Annotated in this window: 16 protein-coding genes; 4 read left to right on the forward strand and 12 right to left on the reverse strand. The window is 54.4% G+C overall.

Annotation, left to right across the window (positions count from 1 at the left end; all coding sequences use genetic code 11):
• Positions 1-290 precede the first annotated feature (290 nt).
• The 8 genes from ACXJJA_RS02415 to ACXJJA_RS02450 all read right to left on the reverse strand — a co-directional run bounded on the left by ACXJJA_RS02415 (position 291) and on the right by ACXJJA_RS02450 (position 7,801).
• Positions 291-683, reverse strand: coding sequence for a 30S ribosomal protein S8 (locus ACXJJA_RS02415; protein ID WP_456486635.1), 393 nt, complete (start codon positions 681-683; stop codon positions 291-293).
• A gap of 9 nt (positions 684-692) precedes the next feature.
• The gene (locus ACXJJA_RS02420) at positions 693-854 is read right to left on the reverse strand and encodes a 30S ribosomal protein S14 (protein WP_456486636.1); all 162 of its coding nucleotides are present in this window, start codon (positions 852-854) and stop codon (positions 693-695) included.
• Between the two features lie 10 nt (positions 855-864).
• Complete coding sequence (locus tag ACXJJA_RS02425; RefSeq protein WP_456486637.1) at positions 865-1,872, reverse strand: polyprenyl synthetase family protein; 1,008 nt, start codon at positions 1,870-1,872, stop codon at positions 865-867.
• A complete protein-coding gene (cmk, locus tag ACXJJA_RS02430) occupies positions 1,862-2,398 on the reverse strand; it encodes a (d)CMP kinase (RefSeq protein ID WP_456486638.1) in 537 nt (178 codons plus the stop codon). Before cmk ends, ACXJJA_RS02425 begins: the two co-directional genes overlap by 11 nt.
• A 7-nt stretch (positions 2,399-2,405) precedes the next feature.
• Entirely contained in the window at positions 2,406-3,044 is a 639-nt protein-coding gene (locus ACXJJA_RS02435; protein ID WP_456486639.1) for a DUF106 domain-containing protein, read from the reverse strand.
• Positions 3,045-3,123: 79 nt separating this feature from the next.
• On the reverse strand, positions 3,124-4,698 hold the full coding sequence (locus ACXJJA_RS02440; protein ID WP_456486640.1) for an ATP-binding protein: 1,575 nt from the start codon (positions 4,696-4,698) through the stop codon (positions 3,124-3,126).
• Complete coding sequence (locus ACXJJA_RS02445) at positions 4,676-5,758, reverse strand: DNA double-strand break repair nuclease NurA (protein ID WP_456486641.1); 1,083 nt, start codon at positions 5,756-5,758, stop codon at positions 4,676-4,678. Before ACXJJA_RS02445 ends, ACXJJA_RS02440 begins: the two co-directional genes overlap by 23 nt.
• 78 nt (positions 5,759-5,836) lie before the next feature.
• The gene (locus tag ACXJJA_RS02450; RefSeq protein ID WP_456486642.1) at positions 5,837-7,801 is read right to left on the reverse strand and encodes a S8 family serine peptidase; all 1,965 of its coding nucleotides are present in this window, start codon (positions 7,799-7,801) and stop codon (positions 5,837-5,839) included.
• A gap of 169 nt (positions 7,802-7,970) precedes the next feature.
• Between ACXJJA_RS02450 and ACXJJA_RS02455 the strand changes: the two genes are divergently transcribed.
• The 3 genes from ACXJJA_RS02455 to ileS all read left to right on the forward strand — a co-directional run bounded on the left by ACXJJA_RS02455 (position 7,971) and on the right by ileS (position 11,641).
• Entirely contained in the window at positions 7,971-8,099 is a 129-nt protein-coding gene (locus ACXJJA_RS02455; protein WP_456486643.1) for a hypothetical protein, read from the forward strand.
• A 60-nt stretch (positions 8,100-8,159) separates the two neighbouring features.
• Positions 8,160-8,288, forward strand: coding sequence for a hypothetical protein (locus ACXJJA_RS02460; RefSeq protein WP_456486644.1), 129 nt, complete (start codon positions 8,160-8,162; stop codon positions 8,286-8,288).
• A 134-nt stretch (positions 8,289-8,422) separates the two neighbouring features.
• The gene (ileS, locus tag ACXJJA_RS02465; protein WP_456486645.1) at positions 8,423-11,641 is read left to right on the forward strand and encodes an isoleucine--tRNA ligase; all 3,219 of its coding nucleotides are present in this window, start codon (positions 8,423-8,425) and stop codon (positions 11,639-11,641) included.
• On the opposite strand, the gene ACXJJA_RS02470 is transcribed toward ileS, so the two are convergent.
• Positions 11,642-13,156, reverse strand: coding sequence for a DUF2341 domain-containing protein (locus ACXJJA_RS02470; RefSeq protein WP_456486646.1), 1,515 nt, complete (start codon positions 13,154-13,156; stop codon positions 11,642-11,644).
• A 91-nt stretch (positions 13,157-13,247) separates the two neighbouring features.
• Between ACXJJA_RS02470 and trm14 the strand changes: the two genes are divergently transcribed.
• On the forward strand, positions 13,248-14,339 hold the full coding sequence (gene trm14 / locus ACXJJA_RS02475) for a tRNA (guanine(6)-N2)-methyltransferase (RefSeq protein ID WP_456486647.1): 1,092 nt from the start codon (positions 13,248-13,250) through the stop codon (positions 14,337-14,339).
• A 227-nt stretch (positions 14,340-14,566) separates the two neighbouring features.
• Here trm14 and ACXJJA_RS02480 read toward each other — a convergent pair whose 3' ends face one another.
• From ACXJJA_RS02480 to ACXJJA_RS02490, 3 genes are read right to left on the reverse strand one after another with little or no spacing between them, the layout of a single operon-like run.
• Entirely contained in the window at positions 14,567-15,367 is an 801-nt protein-coding gene (locus tag ACXJJA_RS02480; RefSeq protein WP_456486648.1) for a radical SAM protein, read from the reverse strand.
• 14 nt (positions 15,368-15,381) lie between these two features.
• The gene (locus ACXJJA_RS02485; protein WP_456486649.1) at positions 15,382-16,368 is read right to left on the reverse strand and encodes an ABC transporter substrate-binding protein; all 987 of its coding nucleotides are present in this window, start codon (positions 16,366-16,368) and stop codon (positions 15,382-15,384) included.
• Between the two features lie 27 nt (positions 16,369-16,395).
• Positions 16,396-17,166 carry a tetratricopeptide repeat protein gene (locus ACXJJA_RS02490; RefSeq protein ID WP_456486650.1) on the reverse strand — a complete coding sequence of 257 codons (771 nt, stop codon included), beginning with the start codon at positions 17,164-17,166 and terminating at the stop codon, positions 16,396-16,398.
• Positions 17,167-17,177 lie beyond the last annotated feature (11 nt).

The raw sequence follows: 17,177 nt of genomic DNA on the forward strand, positions 1-17,177 counted from the left end.
GTCCATTCGCTGCAAAGCATTCCTCGCCACTTGGTTTGGAGTAAGAGCTTGTCGCACGTTGTGCAGCCAGTTGGAATCCGCCCGCCTTCCTTTAGAAACCCGCTCCTCCACCAAATACGTAAGAGCGGCTACTTTTTTACGTCGTTCAGAAGCCCCCTCGCTTCAAGACCATCCGCAAGACCCGACATCACTTTTTATCCAAAGAATCACGATGATTAATTCTGTATCCGCTTCCAGCATACAACTGACGTAACGCATCAGCCAAAGGGGGGGCGATAATTTCACGTATTTCAATAAACGAAAGCTAACAGGCTGCCGCCGATGCCGAGTTCTTTGGCTTTGCGGTGGGTCATGACGCCTTTTGACGTCGTCACTATGAGAACGCCGAAGTCTCTGGCGAGGAGAAAACGGCGCTCCCACTTCTCAAACTCGTCCTTTTTGACCGGGAACCTCGGCTTTATGGCGTTACAGTTGTTGATTCTGCCCTTAAGCATCACTTTTAGGATGCCTGCTTTCCCGTCGTCTATGAGCTCGAACTCCTCGATGTAGCCCTCGTCTTTCATGATTTTAAGGACGTTGCCGATGAGCTTCGACGCTGGCTTTATTATGCATTCCTTCTTGCCCACCCGTTCTGCATTTTTTATCGCCGAGAGGGCGTCGGCAAGCGGGTCGTTCAAACTCACCTTACCACCTCACATATATTTCTTGAAGCCCATGTCCTTCGCCACTTCCCGGAAGCACTGCCTACACAGGTAAATGCGATATTTCCGGATGAGTCCCTCCCGCCTGCCGCATCGGCGGCAAGCGTGCGCCCCTCTACCGAACTCTTTCTTGCTCACCATGCTTTCTGCCATTCTTACCCCCCTAAAGCTCCCGTTCCACGAAATATCTTGCAAGCTGCACCATATTCTCTCTCATCTCTTCATTCACGCCGTCTGCCTTAAATCTTTTTATGCCCCGCACCCCCCGTTCAAGGAACTCCCGAGCTCGTCGCTCCGCATACTCCAGCGAGCCGTATTTCTCAAATATTCTGATGACAGCTTTTATCTTCTTCTTATCGTATTCGGACATCGCCGCATATATTTTTTTCTTGTCTTCCTCGGTGCAACGCCCTAAGCAGTGGACGAGCATCAGCGTCGGCTTACCCTCGGAAATGTCCTCGCCTATCCGCTTTCCGTATTTCTCCTCGTTGCCTGTGAGGTTTAAGAGGTCATCCCGTATCTGAAAGGCGATGCCCACCGCTTCCCAGCAGCGTCCCAGCTTCCTTGCATTCTCGAAGGCAGCGCCGCCAGCGAGCGCTCCGCACTCCGCCGACGCCGAGAACAGCGCTCCCGTCTTCTTCTTCAGGTGCTCGATGAGTTGCGGCTCGCTCATCTCCTTGCGCTCTTTAAACTCGAGGTCCATCGCCTGCCCCTCGACGAGCTTAAGGCTCATCTCCGTAAAGACTTCAAGAATCCTCCATGCTGTCTCCATACTGCTGAAGCGCTCTTTATTCTGGAGCAACGCTTTGTATGCCAACGAATAAAGCCCGTCGCCGGCGTTGAGCGCTGCGGGAATTCCGTATTTGACATGCAGCGTTGGCTGCCCCCGCCGCAGGACGCTGCCGTCTTGAATGTCGTCATGGACTAAAGAAAAATTATGGAACAGCTCAAGGCATATGGCGGTCGGCAACGCCCGCTCTAAATCTCCTCCGACGAGCTCGCAGCTCATCATGCATAACGCCGGACGAAGTCGCTTCCCCCCTCTGCTAAGCAAATCCTTTATCGGCTCGTAAAGCAGAGTCGGCTTCCTCTTCCTCAAATACCCGGAATACGCCTTGTTAAACGCCTTCACGTATTTCTTAAGGAATTCTAATTCTGCCTCACTCTTCACTTCTCTCACCCAAACATCGCACGGCAGCCATTATTATCTCGACAACCTCGTTCTCGTTGAATTTCGCGGTGTTTATAATTAAATCATACGTGGAGAGGTCTTCCAAGTTAATCTCGTAATACTCCTTGTAACGCCTCTTTTCGGAGCACTCTCGCTCGACGATGGCGGAAAGCGCCTTTTCAAAGGGGATGCCCTCCCTTTTCCCTACCCTTTCCGCTCTAACCTCCAAAGGCGCCTCCAGCCAAACCTTTAAGTCTGCGGGAACGAAGAACGCCGAAACTCGCCCCTCTACGATTATGTCCGGCTCACGCATCGCTAATTCTTTTTGAAACTCGTCCAGCCGCCGGTCAAAACTTGCGTCTTTCTCAGCGAGCTTGCTGAAATCCTCCAAGCTTAGGTTAAGCTCCTTTGCGAACCTCCTAAAGACTTCGCCCGCCGAAAGCATCTTAATGTGCAGCTTCTCTGAAAGTAATCTTGCGGCTGTCGTCGTACCGCTCCCCGGAAGCCCGCATATCACGATTCTCATGTTATCACTAGCGGCGAAGCTCTAAAAACTTCCTAACGAGCTGCCCTATCGGTATTGAGCATATGATATACCAAAGGACCCAGTATGGGAATATAAACCACCAGTCCGTCAAGTCGGTTTCGCCGACGAGCGGGAAGACCGCCTGCATTATCTCGCCGTTCTGCGAGACGAAATAGTAGAGCCACATGAACAGAGGGATCGTGATGATGCTGATGTAAGCCATGGGCTTCATCTGCTGCCTCAGCATCTCCCCCGAGAACTGGGTCTGCTCCTTCATTAGCTCTAACCGCTCCTTTTCAATTTTTTTCATTTTGAACTTGTTATTTTCTCGTTTTGCCTCTAAATACTCTTTTTGAAGCTCCCGCAGCCGTTTCTGGAACTCTTTCGCCTTCTCCATGAGCGTCCAGTCAATCGTGTAATGCTGGATGAGCGCCGAGTAAACGCCCGTTAACAGGGCGAGCACGAAAATGACGAGCAAGACGTTACCGCCGAAGAGCGGGACGAGCGGTGAGAGGACGGCGTCTAGCGCAACGCCCATGCCGTTACGGAGTTCAGGGAAAATCATAATGCCAAAGAGCAGCGAGAAGCCAAGAACTAAGAAAAACCTCTCAACACTCTCTTTTATCGCATTTTTCGAAGCTTGCATCTTTCCTTCCCCCTACATGCTTCAGGAGTCTTTAAGTCTTGCCCATATTTAAGTCTGCCATTTGAGGATATGAGCAGAGTCAGCCACCTGATGGCGGTCGGCGCTCTAAAGCCGCCGCTCTCATCCGCTCAATCACTTGCGAGGGGGTCAGCGTCGCCTTCCTCGGGTATTTTCTGTTTTCTTTAACGGTTTCAATGAAGGTGGGGAAGTTGAAGGGGGAAGCCATGCCGATGACGTAGGCAGTGTGGTCAGGAAGACCGCTAAGGAGCTTGCTAATGCGGTAGCGGGGGTAGCCGGTGACGCTTGCGATTTGTTCGTGGTCGGCGCCACTCATAAGTCTGAAGATGACGAAAGTGTTGCACTGCGAGAGCAACGCCTTGCTGACGTAAGCAGGTCGCTGTGTGATGATGATAAAACCGACGTTGAAGCCGCCGAGTTGCGAGAGGCACGCCGTCAGGATTTCAGTGGAGAGTTTCCAGTGCTCGCCGTAGGTTATGGCGCTGCGCTCCGGGGCGTAGAACTGAGCTTCCTCTACGACGACCATGCAAGTCAGGTCTTCGCCTTGCGTCGCCACTGCGTGGTCGAAAAGCGGACGAAGCACGTTGTAAATGGCGAGCTGCTGGCTGCCGATGTCCCGCTCCTTGGAGAGGTCGAGGAGTGTGATTTTATGGTCCCTAACGAGGTCCACGACGCTATCTGGCTCCGTTTTCATCTCGGCAAGGCGTCGCAGCAACGCCTCCCGCTCCTCGAGCAGGCGCAGCATGCGTTCTCGCATGTCGCTACGCCGCTCCCCCTCTACACACTCCTCCCAGACGGAAGCGACGTCGCAAAGCTCCTCCGGCGTCAGCTCCCCTGCGACCACCCGCCGCACCCTCGAATGCACGACTTCGACGACCCTCGCATCCGTTTTCCTGCTCTTCGCATCGAGCCTCAGGAAGGAGGCGACCTTGGCAGCATCCATGCTTGAGAGCGCCTTAAAATCCTCAGGCATCCGCACCGCAACCCGAACACCGACATCCGACAGCGGCTGTATATATTCGGCGGTGCGGTCAATCACGAGGAAGTGGCAGCCCCGCTCCACGCCCCTTGCTATCAAATTCAGCACGAACGTCGTCTTCCCGGAGCGTGTCATCCCGCACACTGCCACGTGTCCCTTGGTCATCGCATCCACGCTAAAGCTCAGGTCAAGCCCGGAGTGCGGGTCTCTGCCGAGCGTGAGTTGTATGCCCTCGGCGCTCGTGTAGAACGCCCGAACGTCATCGGCAGACGCCTCGTAAACCTTCTGACCGGGCAGCGGCGGGTAGTCTGCGCTCTTAAAACCCCCGTCAATATACCCTAAAAATTCTGCCTTTAACAAAACGACTTCCTTCTCCCTGCCTAATTCCACGCCGCTTTTCACAAGAATCGGTCCGAAGGAAAGCGGTAGCATATCTGGATTGTTCGCTTCGCCGTCGAAGATTCGAGCTAAGCACAGCACGCCTCGCCGCACAGGATGCTCGAACATGCAGTAAGAGCCACGCTGCAACGCCCCCTCCTTAGTCAGAAGCACCGTGAACTCGTCTATGCCGCTCGGCGAGATTACAATGCCCACATCTTCCCGCTCGCCGCCGCCGCTGCAGTCGGCGGCTGCGTCAGATATGCCCCTCCAGCTCAAATTCCTCCCCTCGCTGTGGGCGTAGCATCTCCAGGGCGTGCAGGTTGTTCCAGACGAGTCTTGAAAACACCGCCTTAAAGGTATCCTTGTGGATTCTGACGAGGCTGTCTGCCCGTAGGATGTGTGCGGGGACTCCGGTGACGACGTCGGAATCTGCGAGTATCAGCGACATCGCCTCCTCAGGCTCGACGCTCTTTGGGAATTCCACCCTTATCGGACCCTTAGCCTTCGATGTCTTTATATAGGCGACCCGAATTTCAAAATTTTTTCCCGCGACCTCTTCATACCGCTGCAGCATCGGGTTCTCGCCGACGTCCAGCACCACGAACTCGCCGACGTCCAGAAATTTATCCAAGAGGACGCTGTCGCGGTGTTTACAGTTCGCCTTCGCCGCAAGAAGGCGGGCGGTCGGACGCTTCACCACGCCCAAAATTTTCGTGTGCCGCCTCTCGCACAGCTCCAAAAGCCGAAGCATCCCAGTCAGGCACGAATGCAGCCGCTCCTCGTAGCGAACGTATTTGGAAACGCCCTCGTCGTAAACCTCCTCGACGCCTTCGAGCAGCCTTAAATACTGCGGTCTCAGAATCAAGCCCCCGTCCAGCAGGAGCCAGTCCGGTCGCCTATTTACGACGACGCTCGCTGCGACTCGGACTGTCAGATGTCTCTCGAACAGGGAGAGCCACTGCTGCTCCCCGTCCTCGGCATCTATTAAAACAACAGAGCCATCAGATGTAGGACTTTCGTCCTTCAAGATCTTGAGCGGCGATGTATAGGCGAGTGCGGAGGCGACGCCCACGTAAATGCCCTCACAGCTCTTTCCGTTGGAGCCGCCATCAACACCCGAAATGATAACGTCCTCATCAACATGAGCGGCAGCACGCCTCTTCTCAACGACCTCGCTGAGCGTTTCCACATCAGCAGCGCTGACGCCGACAAGCCGTAGCTCTAAAGACTGTCGCATTATCCGCTCAAGCAGCGCCGGATACGGCTCCCTCGCAAAATACTCAAGCGGCAACTCGTAACTCAAACTCTCTAACCTCTTAGCCTTTAAATTCCTCATCTCCCTAAATTATTATGCCGCTCCTTGCTAAAAATAAGAAATGAGGGGATTTACGGCGGCAAGTCGGAACGAGGCTAATTAGGCGAACGTCCAAGTGGCAGTGTCATGCGCCACGAAGCTTCCTGTTGCTGGGTCGATGATGGCAGCGTGCCACGTGTAGCTTCCTGAAGGCAAAGGCGGCAGCGTAAAACTCAGGAACGCGGGGTTGTTGTAATTAAGCCCTGAGGGCAACGTCACAAGTGTGTTAATGACCACGACTATGCCGCCTGTTGGCATCTGGAGCCAGACCGCAAACCGGCAGTTGTAAGGTGTTGCCAGTGGGTTCGTGACGCTAAGTCCGACGTTCATGACGTCGCCCGCCGTATAGCTCGGCTCGTTCGTCCAGATCGACACTGTCGGAGTTGTCGGTCCTGAGATGGCATCGTAAGCCGCAAGGACGTCGATCAGGCCCGCTCCGTAGTTATTATCCTTGCCCGGCACCCCAAGGTCGATGGCGGTGTTCTCCAGATAATACTGGAGGTCGTCGGCAGTAAGCGTTGGATACGCGCTCTTCAGCAAAGCAGCAGCGCCCGCAACGTGTGGCGTCGCAGCCGATGTTCCGTAAAAGTTTCCGGCGCCGTAGGCGAACGTTGAGACGCCGTCCGGCGCAACAACGTCGGGCTTCGTTCTGCCATCGTTCGTCGGACCTCTCGAGCTGAAGTCTTCTAAAACACCAGTCTGCCAATAAACGGCACCGACGGTCAGAACGCCCTCGGCATCCGCCGGGATGCAGAGGCTGCTCTCAGGCACGTCGTATTCCGGAAAGTCGTTCGTGAAGCTGTAAAGCTCGAAGTGCACGTTCCTCGTGGCCTGATATTTTTTAATGGCGACGTGGAAGTTTCCGGATACAAGCAAGGTGCCAACTATCGCCTCGGTCGGCGGCTGCGTTCCTGTCTGGAGATTTGCAGATTTTGCTGCCACTGCCAGTCCGTAAGGCGTCTCCACCAACAAATAGAGGTCATAGTCCTGATTTGAATAGGGCCAGTCGTCCCAGCTGAGATAAAGCGTCACGGGCGTCCCTGCGGGCAAGTAGCCGAGATCTATGGTTTCGTCAGGCGTTGCGAATTCGTGCCAGCCGTCGCTGTCGGCGTCTGTGAAGGTGCCTTCGTAATGCTTCTCAGCTTGATTCCCGGCGGCGTTCACGTAAAGGATGCCGTGCGCACGTGCGTCGTTTGCGATGTCGCAAATATCGCCGGTGCCGTCGTAGGGTCCGGCGTTCACCCAGCCGAGGCTCGCGGAGATTATGTCAACGCCCTTCGAGATGGCGTAAGCGACGGCGTTCGCGTATTCAACGTCGGTCCCGAAGTTGAAGAGGTAAAGCTGGGCGCTGGGCGCCACGTCGTGGATAATCTCGGCGCACGCCGTCCCGTGAACCTCACCCGCTTCGATGTCGTGGTCAGCTCTGAAAGATTTTACCTCTGCAATGCACGATGCCGGGAGTTCAGGGTTCGTGGCGTAGCCCTCGAAGCCCAAGTCTATAATCGCAACCTTCACGCCGCTGCCCGTGACGCCGAGAGCGTGCAGGTCGTCAGCGTTTATCATAGGAACTCCCTCGCTCGTGACCGTTGGGAGGCATGGCTTCAGCGGCGCCCGCACGTAAAGAACCTCGTCGAGAGCCGCCACGTCTTTAAGCCGCTCCGGCGGGACGAGCGCCTGAACGAGGTTTTTGTAGGAAGTCTCGACGACGCAGCCCAGCCTTTCAAGCTTTGGAGAGAGTGCTGCTTTCTTGCCTTCGTTTGCAAGCTCGAGGACGACTCTCGCCTTGCCGTCCACGAAGTCGAGAGCATCGGGCGCAAACGCCTTTGCTTCGGCTTCTGTCTTCGTGATGCCGAGCGCCACACTCGCCACCGCAGCGTCCATCTTCACGGCTACGCCCTCAGTTTTTGCGATGTTATCGAGCTCAGCAGGCAAATCCTCAGGACCAATGCTCGCAGCGGCGATGACGCAGATGCCAAAGAGTATAAATACCAAAGCTACAGGAATTACTGCGGCAATCTTTTTCATAGAGTCACCTCCTAGACATTGACGGGTTGGAAACTTATTAAAAATTTCGCTCGCAGACGTATCTTGACACTACTACTATGGACTGTTGTCTTTTTTTGTAGTGTTCGACCGTGGTTTCACATTTTTCTTGACGCAGCTACACTCCGTGAAATTCTGAGGCGGTCGTAACGTGCTAAATGCCCCCATAGCGGCGCCAGGCATCTCTTTAAAGTGGGAACGCCTCCTTTTCGAGCCCTACAACGCAAGTTACGAAAACGTCACGCTCTGGATTTACAAGATAAAGCTGGAGGTGATGTGATGCTTGGGCTCACTACATAATGCAACGGTGCATCCCCGTCGTGCTCATGGCGCTTCCCTAATGAACAGCATAGAAAACTTCTCGCTTAAAGCTTCCGAGCACGCCTTGGCGAGGAACGCCGCCTCGGACGTTGCGGATGCCGTCCTCAGCCATCTCGACGCTGTTAAAAGTTGCAAGGGGTGGGCGTGAGAATAAATGGCGAGCTTTTCACTAAGCTGTTATGAATTTAGCAGTGAGGGCAGAACGCTTTAAACAAGCGGCTTCACAGCAAGCATGCCAGAAACTTTTTAAGGTTAACGCTTAAAGGGAGGATTGGGGGTAGGATGGGGCGTTTCAAGGAAGTATCGTTAAAACCCGAGTTTCCGAGGCTTGAGGAGCGGGTGCTGGCGTTCTGGGACGAGCGGGGGATTTTTGAGCGGAGCGTGGAGCGTCGTAGGGGTCGTGAGCGTTTTGTGTTCGTCGAAGGTCCGCCGACCGCGAACGGGGCGCCACACCCCGGACACATCATGACGAGAGCCGTTAAGGATTTAGTGCTACGCTATAAGACGATGTGCGGCTATTACGTGCCGAGGAAGGCGGGGTGGGACACGCACGGGCTTCCTGTGGAGATAGAGGTCGAAAAGGAGCTGGGCATCAGCAATAAGCCCGAAATCGAAGCGTTCGGCATCGAGAAGTTTAACAAGCTCTGCAAGGAGTCTGTTTTTAGATACGAGCGGGAGTGGGTCGAGGCTACGAGGCGTGTAGGCTTCTGGATTGATATGGAGAACCCCTACATCACGTTTGAAAATTATTATATCGAATCGGTTTGGTGGTCGTTGAAGGAGATTTGGAGAAAGGGCTTGTTCTACAAGGGGCACAAGGTCGTGCCGTTCTGTCCGAGGTGCGAGACGCCGCTGAGCAGCCACGAGGTCGCTCAAGGCTACAAAGATGTGAAAGACCCATCCATTTTCGTAATGTTCTCTTTAAAGAGCGTTGAAGGCGCCTTGGACATAGGGGATGTTGAGAGCACATACGTGCTGGCGTGGACGACGACGCCATGGACTCTGCTCTCGAACGTGGCGTTGGCGGTGCATCCTGACTACGAATATGTAAAAGTTGAATTGAAGAGCGGGCGGCACGCCGGGAAACGCCTCATCCTTGCGGAGGCACGCCTGCACGTTCTCGACGACGAATACGAGGTTTTGGGCAGGTTCAGAGGCTACGAACTTGAGGGCTTGCGTTACGAGCCATTGTTCCCCTATGCCAAGATTAAAGGCGACGCTCACAAAATCGTGTGCGCGACGTTCGTTACGCTTGAGGAGGGCACGGGCGTCGTTCACATTGCGCCGGCGTTCGGCGAAGACGACTACGAAGTTTGCAAAGAGCATGAGCTCGGCTTCACGCAGCCCGTGGACAGCAGCGGACGCTTCACCAACGAGGTTTCGCTGCTCGCCGGGCTCTTCGTGAAGGACGCCGACCCGAAAATCATCGAAATGCTGGAGAAGAATGAAAAACTCTACAAGCGAGAAACTTACGTGCACAAATATCCGTTCTGCTGGCGTTGCGACTCACCACTCCTCTACTACGCCAGAGAGACGTGGTTCATCAAGATGAGCGAGCTGCGGGACGAATTGTTGGCGAACAACGAGGAAGTGCGCTGGTATCCTGCGCATCTAAAGCACGGACGCTTTGGGAACTTCCTTGAGAACGTGGTGGACTGGGCGTTGAGCAGAGAGCGCTATTGGGGGACGCCGCTTCCAATTTGGGTCTGCGAGCGCTGTGGCGATGCGAACTTTATAGGAGGCGTCGAAGAGCTGAAGCGGAAAGCTAAGAATTTCTTCAAGGTCTTTCCGACCGAGGAGAGCTTGGACTTGCACCGTCCTTACGTTGACGAGCTTGTGCTGACGTGCGAGCGGTGTGGCGGAGACGCCCGCAGGGTGCCCGATGTCATAGACTGCTGGTACGATTCCGGCGCAGCGCCCTTCGCGCAGTGGCACTACCCATTCGAGGGCTACGAAGAGTTCGAGGAGAACTTCCCGGCGACGTTCATCACCGAAGCCATCGACCAGACACGGGGCTGGTTCTACTCGCTGCTCGCAGTTTCGACTGCGGTCTTTGGCGAAACGCCGTATCTAAGTGTGCTCTCCCTCGGGCACATCCTCGACGAGCACGGACGCAAGATGAGCAAGCGGCTCGGCAACGTCATCGACCCGAATCTAATTTTCAACAGGGAGGGGGCGGATGCTTTCCGCTGGTATTTTTATGTCATCAGCCCGCCTGAGGACGACAAACGCTTCTACGAGCAGGCGGTCCTTGAGAAGATGCGGAAGTTCCTGAACACGCTTTGGAACGTTTACTTCTTTTTTGTAACTTACGCAAACATTGACGACTTCGACCCGAGGGCTAAAAACATTCGGACAAAGGAAAGAAGTTTGCTCGACCGTTGGCTGCTCTCACGGTTGAACTCCCTGATTAAGGACGTGCGGAGGCATTTAGACGAATACGAGCTTCATTTAGCAGCGAGGAAGATTGAGGAGTTTGTGGTTGAAGAGCTGAGCAATTGGTATGTGCGGCGCTCACGGCGCCGCTTCTGGGTGCCGGAAGCAAGCAACGACAAGGACTGCGCCTATCTCACGCTTTACGAGACGCTCGTGACGCTTTGTAAGCTACTCGCACCCTTTGTCCCGTTCGTCACCGAAGAAATTTACCAAAACCTTGTGAGGAGCATTTACGAAGATGCTGAGGAGAGCGTGCACCTCTGCGACTACCCAGAGGCTGACGAGAAGCTTATTGACGCGGAGCTTGAAGAGCACATGCTTTTGGTTTCAAAGCTTGCGGAGGCGGGGAGATTTGCGAGGGCAAACGTAGGCATAAAGATACGGCAGCCGCTGAGCGAAGCTATAGTCGTCTGCGACGAGGTAACTGCGTCAAAGATAAAAAAGCTGCTGCCAATACTCCAAGACGAGCTTAATGTCAAGAAAATAAGGTTCGGCAGCGCCTCAGAGTTCGTGACGCACGTCGTGAAGCCGAAATATGCGGTGCTCGGACCGAAATACAAGGCGAGGACGCCTACCGTCGTCGAAGCTTTGCAGCGTGTCGACGCCGGCGAGGTGGCTTCCGCCCTCGAAAAACAAGGCTTCTTCATGCTTGAGGTTGGCGACGGCGAGCCTCTCGTGAGGATTACGCCGGAGGACGTCACCGTCGAGCTTGCCGAACGTCAAAACTTCGCAAAAGGCGAGGCGCTCGGCGTCGCCATATTTATAAATACTGAGCTTACGCAAGAACTTCGAGAGGAAGGGCTGGTGCGGGACGTCGTTCGCCGAATTCAGGAGATGCGGAAGGAGCTCGACCTCGAATACACCGCCAACATCAGAGTCTTCTACGAAGGCGCCGATGACATCAAAAAGGCAATACGGAAGTACGAAGACTATGTCAAAGAGGAAACGCTGGCGACGAGCCTCGTGGAGGGACGCCCCCCCGCCGAGCTACGGGCTTACGAGAAGACTTGGGACGTTGATGGCAAAGCCGTTCATCTGGGCATCCTGATCAGCCCCCAGGGTTGATCAACGCCGTGCCGATTGCTGCAATCTTCTAATTAAGAAAGCAATGAGCGCCGCTGCCATAACAGACAGGAGCTTGAAACCCGGGACTTCTTCGCTCACCTCTTTTTCCTCTTCGACTTCCTCGTAAATCTCGACTTGTTTCTCTACTTCTTGTGAGTATTCGTTTCCCATGGCGTCTTTATAGGCGGCTCGTGCGCCGACCTCGGAAAAGCCTACGCTTTCCGCCGCTACCTCCAGTTCGAACTTCCTCCCCTCCCCGGCATCCAATCTCGAAATCGAAAACTCGCTGCCGTCAACGACCTTCAGCCCCGGCGCCGTTGTAACAGTCACTCGCACATCGTGGGCGGCAACGCTGCCCATGTTCTCGACGCTTAGCTCAACAAGCGTCGTCTCCCCTAATTTCAGCCTCGTCCTGCCGAATTCGAAGTTTAATCTCAGCTCAGGCGCCTTTTCCGCAAAATATTCTGGTGAAATTGTTATCTCGGGCTCAAGCTCGGTATACTTACGAGCGAGGACGAAATCTATGAAAGCGTCAAAGCTTCCTGTCCCGCTTCTGGCGATGCCGAGGAATACATACGGCTGCTTCAGTTTGTCTGCCAAATCATCCGTAATTGTTAAAGAAAGTGTGCTGTGTGGGTCTTCAGACCGGAGAGTGTTAGTGCGCAGGTCTAATGAAAATTCTATTGTGCTCCATGCGTCTTTCTTAATGCTTGCTACGCGCAACTCCTGCTCGGCGTCTGCATCTTTGTCCGTCCACAGGACGCTATATTCGCCGTCAGAATCCAATTTTGCTCCGGCGTCGTAGCACGGTTGGTAATCTCCGGGCCAGTCGCTTAATCTTCTTAACGACTTGTCCGAGGTCAGGAGCATAAGCAGGCAGGAGCCCTGAGAAGTGCCACCAGCTACCTTCCCTCTCGCCCTAATCTTTAAAATTCCCGAGCTCAGCCTGTTTTTCGATGTGAGGAACACCGGGGCGTCGTCGTGCTGCGAGCGGTCCATGATGTATAGTTTCAAGCTGCCCTTCTCGACCGAGACTCTCCCGGTTCCGGAGCCGCCTACGTCCCACTTGCTCGTATCCAGATTCGTCCCTTCAAAATCATCAAAAAATTCGAACGTAGCGTCGCCGTTACTGACGCCGCTCGCTGCGGGGTTTCCATAATAAATTTTGATTCTCGCCTCGCCGTTTGCGGGTATGCGAGGGACCCTCACCCAAATCTTGGCATAACGCCCGAAATCCCACTCTTCTATCCAATATGGCAGTTCATTTCCATCTTCATCCGTAAAGCGGATGTCAGAGCCATCAACGTTGGCTTTAGAAAATCCAAAATTTGAAACGTCAAGAATTACAGGCATTTGAAAGTCAGTAAGCGTCTCGCCAGAACACTCCTTTATCGTGATTATCTTGTAGTATTTCCAGTCGCCGCCGCCTGAATTGGAAAGGCTTAAAGCGTGAACAGCACCACTTAGAATGCACAAAAAGCTCAATGCAATACATATTGAAACTCCAAATCGCATATGTACCGACAAACAGTCAGATTTACTACTATTTAAAACTTACAGCCCAACAGCAAAGTATGCCCTTGCGTTAATCCTCTAAGATACGGAGATGGAAGGAGCGGCGACGACCACGCAAGGCTTAGAAGAAATTGCGATAAGGGAAATCAAAGAACTTACCGGCAAAAGCGCTGAGAAGGCCCACTTGGGGCTTGTGAGGTTTGAGTGCAGCCAGTTTGACCTTTTCAAGCTGAATTTCTTGGGGCGCTCGCTCCATAGGGTCATCATGCTCCTCCTTGAAGACAATTTCGCAGGGCTGGAGGACGTTTACAGGAAGGTGAAAGGGGTGGACTTCTCCAGATGCATAATGGCGGAGCAAAGTTTTGCGGTGCGGGCGAAACGTTGCGGCAAGCATGATTTCACGTCGGTGGACGTCGCCGCCACCGTCGGGCAGGCGGTCATTGATTCTTACATGGAGGCAACTGGGAAGCGTTTAAAGGTAAATCTTGAAAAGCCGGACGTCATCGTGCGTGTGGAGGTCAGAGACGACAGTTTTTGGGTAGGTATCGACACGACGGGCGAAGAGAGTCTTGCGAGGCGTGGCTACCGCAGCTTCAAGCACCCTGCGTCGCTGAAGCCGACGATTGCGTATTCGCTCGTGAGGCTTTCGGGTTGGCGGTTCGACGAGAGTTTGATAGACCCTGTCTGCGGCTCCGGGACGATCCCGATCGAAGCCGCAAGATACGCGTGCGGCATCCCGAACACTAAGGAAGTAAAGCTTTACAGCATGCCGCTCTTCGACAGCGAGCCCTTTCTGGAGTTTCGCCGTAAATACGAGCCTATGAAGCGAGAGCTACGAGTTTTCGGCAGTGACATCAACGGACGCTATCTCAAGGGCGCAGAAGAGAACGCAAGGCTCGCAGGCGTGAGCGTCACGTTTTTCAAAGCGGACGCTTGCGAGCTCCTGCTGAACTACGACATCGTCGTCGCAAACCCGCCCTACGGCATCAGAATGGGTAGCCCCCGCAAGGTCGAGAAATTCTACGAACGCATCGCCGCAAATCTGCGACGGCACGACACTTGGCGGAGCGCCGTGATCATTACCGCCCGCCCCTCAATGTTCGTAAAATACATGGGAACGCCTGAAAGGGAAATAAAGATGCTCTACGGCGATCTGCCAGCAAAAGTGCTCGTGTACTCTTAACCACCAAAAGCGAACACGTCCACGCCGGCATCGCCGCTAACGCCGGACTCATGGCTGAAGGGCGGTACCGACATGAATTAATTTTAAAAGCTGTAAAGTCGCTTGATGAAAATAATCGTGAGGGAGGGCGGCGAGATAATAGATGGGTAACTCTACCGAAGGATCGAAAGTAATTTCCTTATCTTGCCTATCTCACTACGGTGCGGCATTTGAGGCGGCGAGGCGGCTTAAGGATACACGCAGACGACGTTCCCTTTAATGGGAACTTCGCAATGCAGGCACGAGACGTTTTTAAGATGCTTTTTCGCCGACTTCACAGCGTCAAGCACTTCGGAGGGCGTTGCGCTCCGCCACTCCGCATGCGGGATTGCGGTGTAGCCATCAATCCTCAGCGGTATGCTTTTATCAATGCCCGCAATGAACGCCGCTATTTTCTCAACTTCACCCCTTTCAACAAGCCCCGGTATCAGCACGGTCTCCGCCCTCAGTTCCATCTTGCTCCGTCGTAAGAACTTGAAGTTCCTCAAAACTTTTCTGTTGGACTTCCCGGTGTAGCGTTCGTGGATTTCTTCGGTGACAGCCTTGATGCTGACGCAGACCTCGTTGAGTCCCGCCGCTTCGAGTCTCGTCGTCAACTTCTCGTCGAGAGCGTGCCCGTTCGTGAGGAGCACGGTGTGGACGCCGTAGTCTTTAAAAAGCTCAATAACTCTCGGGAGTGAGGGGTCAACAGTAGGCTCGCCGCCGCCGAGCACCGCACTTTTTACGCTCGTGGCGACGACGATGCGCTCAAGCTCTGAAAGCGTTAGCGTCCTCAATAGCTCGATGTCCAACGACGAGAGGCGACGAACATCCTCCTTTGGAATATGGCAGTCCCAAGGCGTGCTTTTCAGGATGCAACCCCGACATGCGAAGTTGCAGCCCTTGAAGAAAACATAGAGCGAACTACCGTAGTCGAAAAGCACGACGTGGTATATTTTCGTCCGCTCGTTCACACTCGTCCGTCCACTTGCTTCCATTAGCTCGCCCACCCCCTTGCGCTGCCTCACGCCGCCGCCTCTTCTCCAAACAGTTCAGGATGTATATCTTTTGCCAATTCTTCAAGAGCATCCACTATTCTCGGACCCGCTCGTGCGATGATGTCCGCATCAATCGGATAAACTCTGCCGTTGCGGACGGCGTCCACGGCTTTAAGGCGTTCATCGCTGGTGATGAACTCGTAAGGTGCCCAGCCTTCGACGCCGTGTCCCACAGAAACAATAATCACTTCGGGATTCCTCCGTATAAACTCCTCAAGACTCACGGACTTCCAGTCTTCAAAATCTGAGAACACATTCTCACCGCCCGCCAGCTCTATGAGTTCGTGCTGGAAGGTTCCGGCGCCCGCAACCCATAACGGGTCGTGCCAGCAGACGTGCGCCACTCTCGGTTTCGGCGCCCCTTCCACCTCGCTCTTGACAGCTTCAATCCTCGCCTGCATTTCAGCGACGAGGGTGGAAGCGTTCTCCTCAGCGCCCACGATGTTCCCGATGAGCAGAATGTCTTCGAGGATGTGGCTGACGTTCTGCGGGTTTATGCCAACGACGCTCACGCCTAGGGATTCAAGGAGGTCGAAGGTCTCTTTGCCATTAAGTTCGCATCCGAAGACGACGTCGGGACGCAACGCCACCACCTTTTCAACGTCAACAGTGGCGACGCCGCCGACTTTTTCTCGCTCCGCCACTTCTTTCGGGAAGTTGCAGTATTCAGTCACACCCACAACCCTGTCGCCCACACCGAGCGCAAACAGGATTTCGGTGTTCGAGGGCGCCAGCGAGACAATTCGGTTGCTCCCGTGGATAGTAGCAACCCTGCCGAAGTCATCGACGACGGTCAGCGCAGCCGGCTGCGGCGACGGCGCTTCTACGGGCGTCGGTGTTGGCACAGGCGTCCCTGTGGGGGAAGAAACCTCCTGCCCAACGTTATCGATGCAGCCGGCAGCGAGCAGCAGCGAGAGCACACAGATGACGAGCAATACCTTTTTGTAAAGCATGATTTATTGAAGGAAAGCACGTCTTATTTAAGACTTGCGCAAGCGCTCTTGCGCAAACCGCTTCCCGCTTCGTGCGGCTTCGCACTCCGGGTCTATCCGCAACGCCCGCTCGTAGCAGCGCACTGCTTCCTCAAATAGCCCCAACTTGCAGAATGCGAGCGCCTTGTTGCACCAAGCAGTGGCGTCTTCGGGGTCGAGCGCCAACGCCCGCTCGTAACACAGTATTGCTTCCTTATACTCCTCCAGCCAGTAGAGAGCGATTCCTTTGTTGTTCCAAGCGGCGGCATCTTCGGGGTCGAGCGCTAACGCCCGCTCGTAGCACGCCAACGCCTCCTCGTAGCTACCCGCCCAGTAGAAGGCGAGCCCCTTGTTGTTCCAAGCGGCGGCGTCTTCAGGGTTGAGCCGCAGCGCCTCCTCAAAACAGGCGAGCGCCTCCTCATGCTTACCGAGTTTGCTCAGCGCCACCCCCTTATTGCTCCAGATAGCGGCATCCTCTGGCTCTATTTCCAATGCCCGCTCATAACACTCCACCGCTTCTTCATACCGCCGCAGCGTTCTGAGGGCGAGCCCCTTGTTGTTCCAAGCGGCGACGTCCTGCGGGTCAATTTCCAGCACTTTAGAATAATATAAGACCTTCTTCCGAGGGTCGCGCTCCTCAATAGCTAAGCCGAACCACCGCTCTTTAGCTTTGCTTTTGAATATTTCCTCAAGCTCCTTGTCCATGTCAGGTCTTGACTTTTCATTATATTTCAGCATGCCGCACTGCAACGCTTTACTTTCGTAAAATTTATTTAACATACCCGTCTCAC

The organism is Candidatus Alkanophaga liquidiphilum (assembly GCF_053996935.1).

Coding starts and splice junctions, on each gene's coding strand:
- ACXJJA_RS02420 (WP_456486636.1), bottom strand. CDS start 854: ATGGCAGAAAGCATGGTGAGCAAGAAAGAGTTCGGTAGAGGGGCGCAC.
- cmk (WP_456486638.1), bottom strand. CDS start 2,398: ATGAGAATCGTGATATGCGGGCTTCCGGGGAGCGGTACGACGACAGCC.
- ACXJJA_RS02435 (WP_456486639.1), bottom strand. CDS start 3,044: ATGCAAGCTTCGAAAAATGCGATAAAAGAGAGTGTTGAGAGGTTTTTC.
- ACXJJA_RS02445 (WP_456486641.1), bottom strand. CDS start 5,758: ATGAGGAATTTAAAGGCTAAGAGGTTAGAGAGTTTGAGTTACGAGTTG.
- ACXJJA_RS02450 (WP_456486642.1), bottom strand. CDS start 7,801: ATGAAAAAGATTGCCGCAGTAATTCCTGTAGCTTTGGTATTTATACTC.
- ACXJJA_RS02460 (WP_456486644.1), top strand. CDS start 8,160: ATGAACAGCATAGAAAACTTCTCGCTTAAAGCTTCCGAGCACGCCTTG.
- ileS (WP_456486645.1), top strand. CDS start 8,423: ATGGGGCGTTTCAAGGAAGTATCGTTAAAACCCGAGTTTCCGAGGCTT.
- ACXJJA_RS02470 (WP_456486646.1), bottom strand. CDS start 13,156: ATGCGATTTGGAGTTTCAATATGTATTGCATTGAGCTTTTTGTGCATT.
- trm14 (WP_456486647.1), top strand. CDS start 13,248: ATGGAAGGAGCGGCGACGACCACGCAAGGCTTAGAAGAAATTGCGATA.
- ACXJJA_RS02485 (WP_456486649.1), bottom strand. CDS start 16,368: ATGCTTTACAAAAAGGTATTGCTCGTCATCTGTGTGCTCTCGCTGCTG.
- ACXJJA_RS02490 (WP_456486650.1), bottom strand. CDS start 17,166: ATGTTAAATAAATTTTACGAAAGTAAAGCGTTGCAGTGCGGCATGCTG.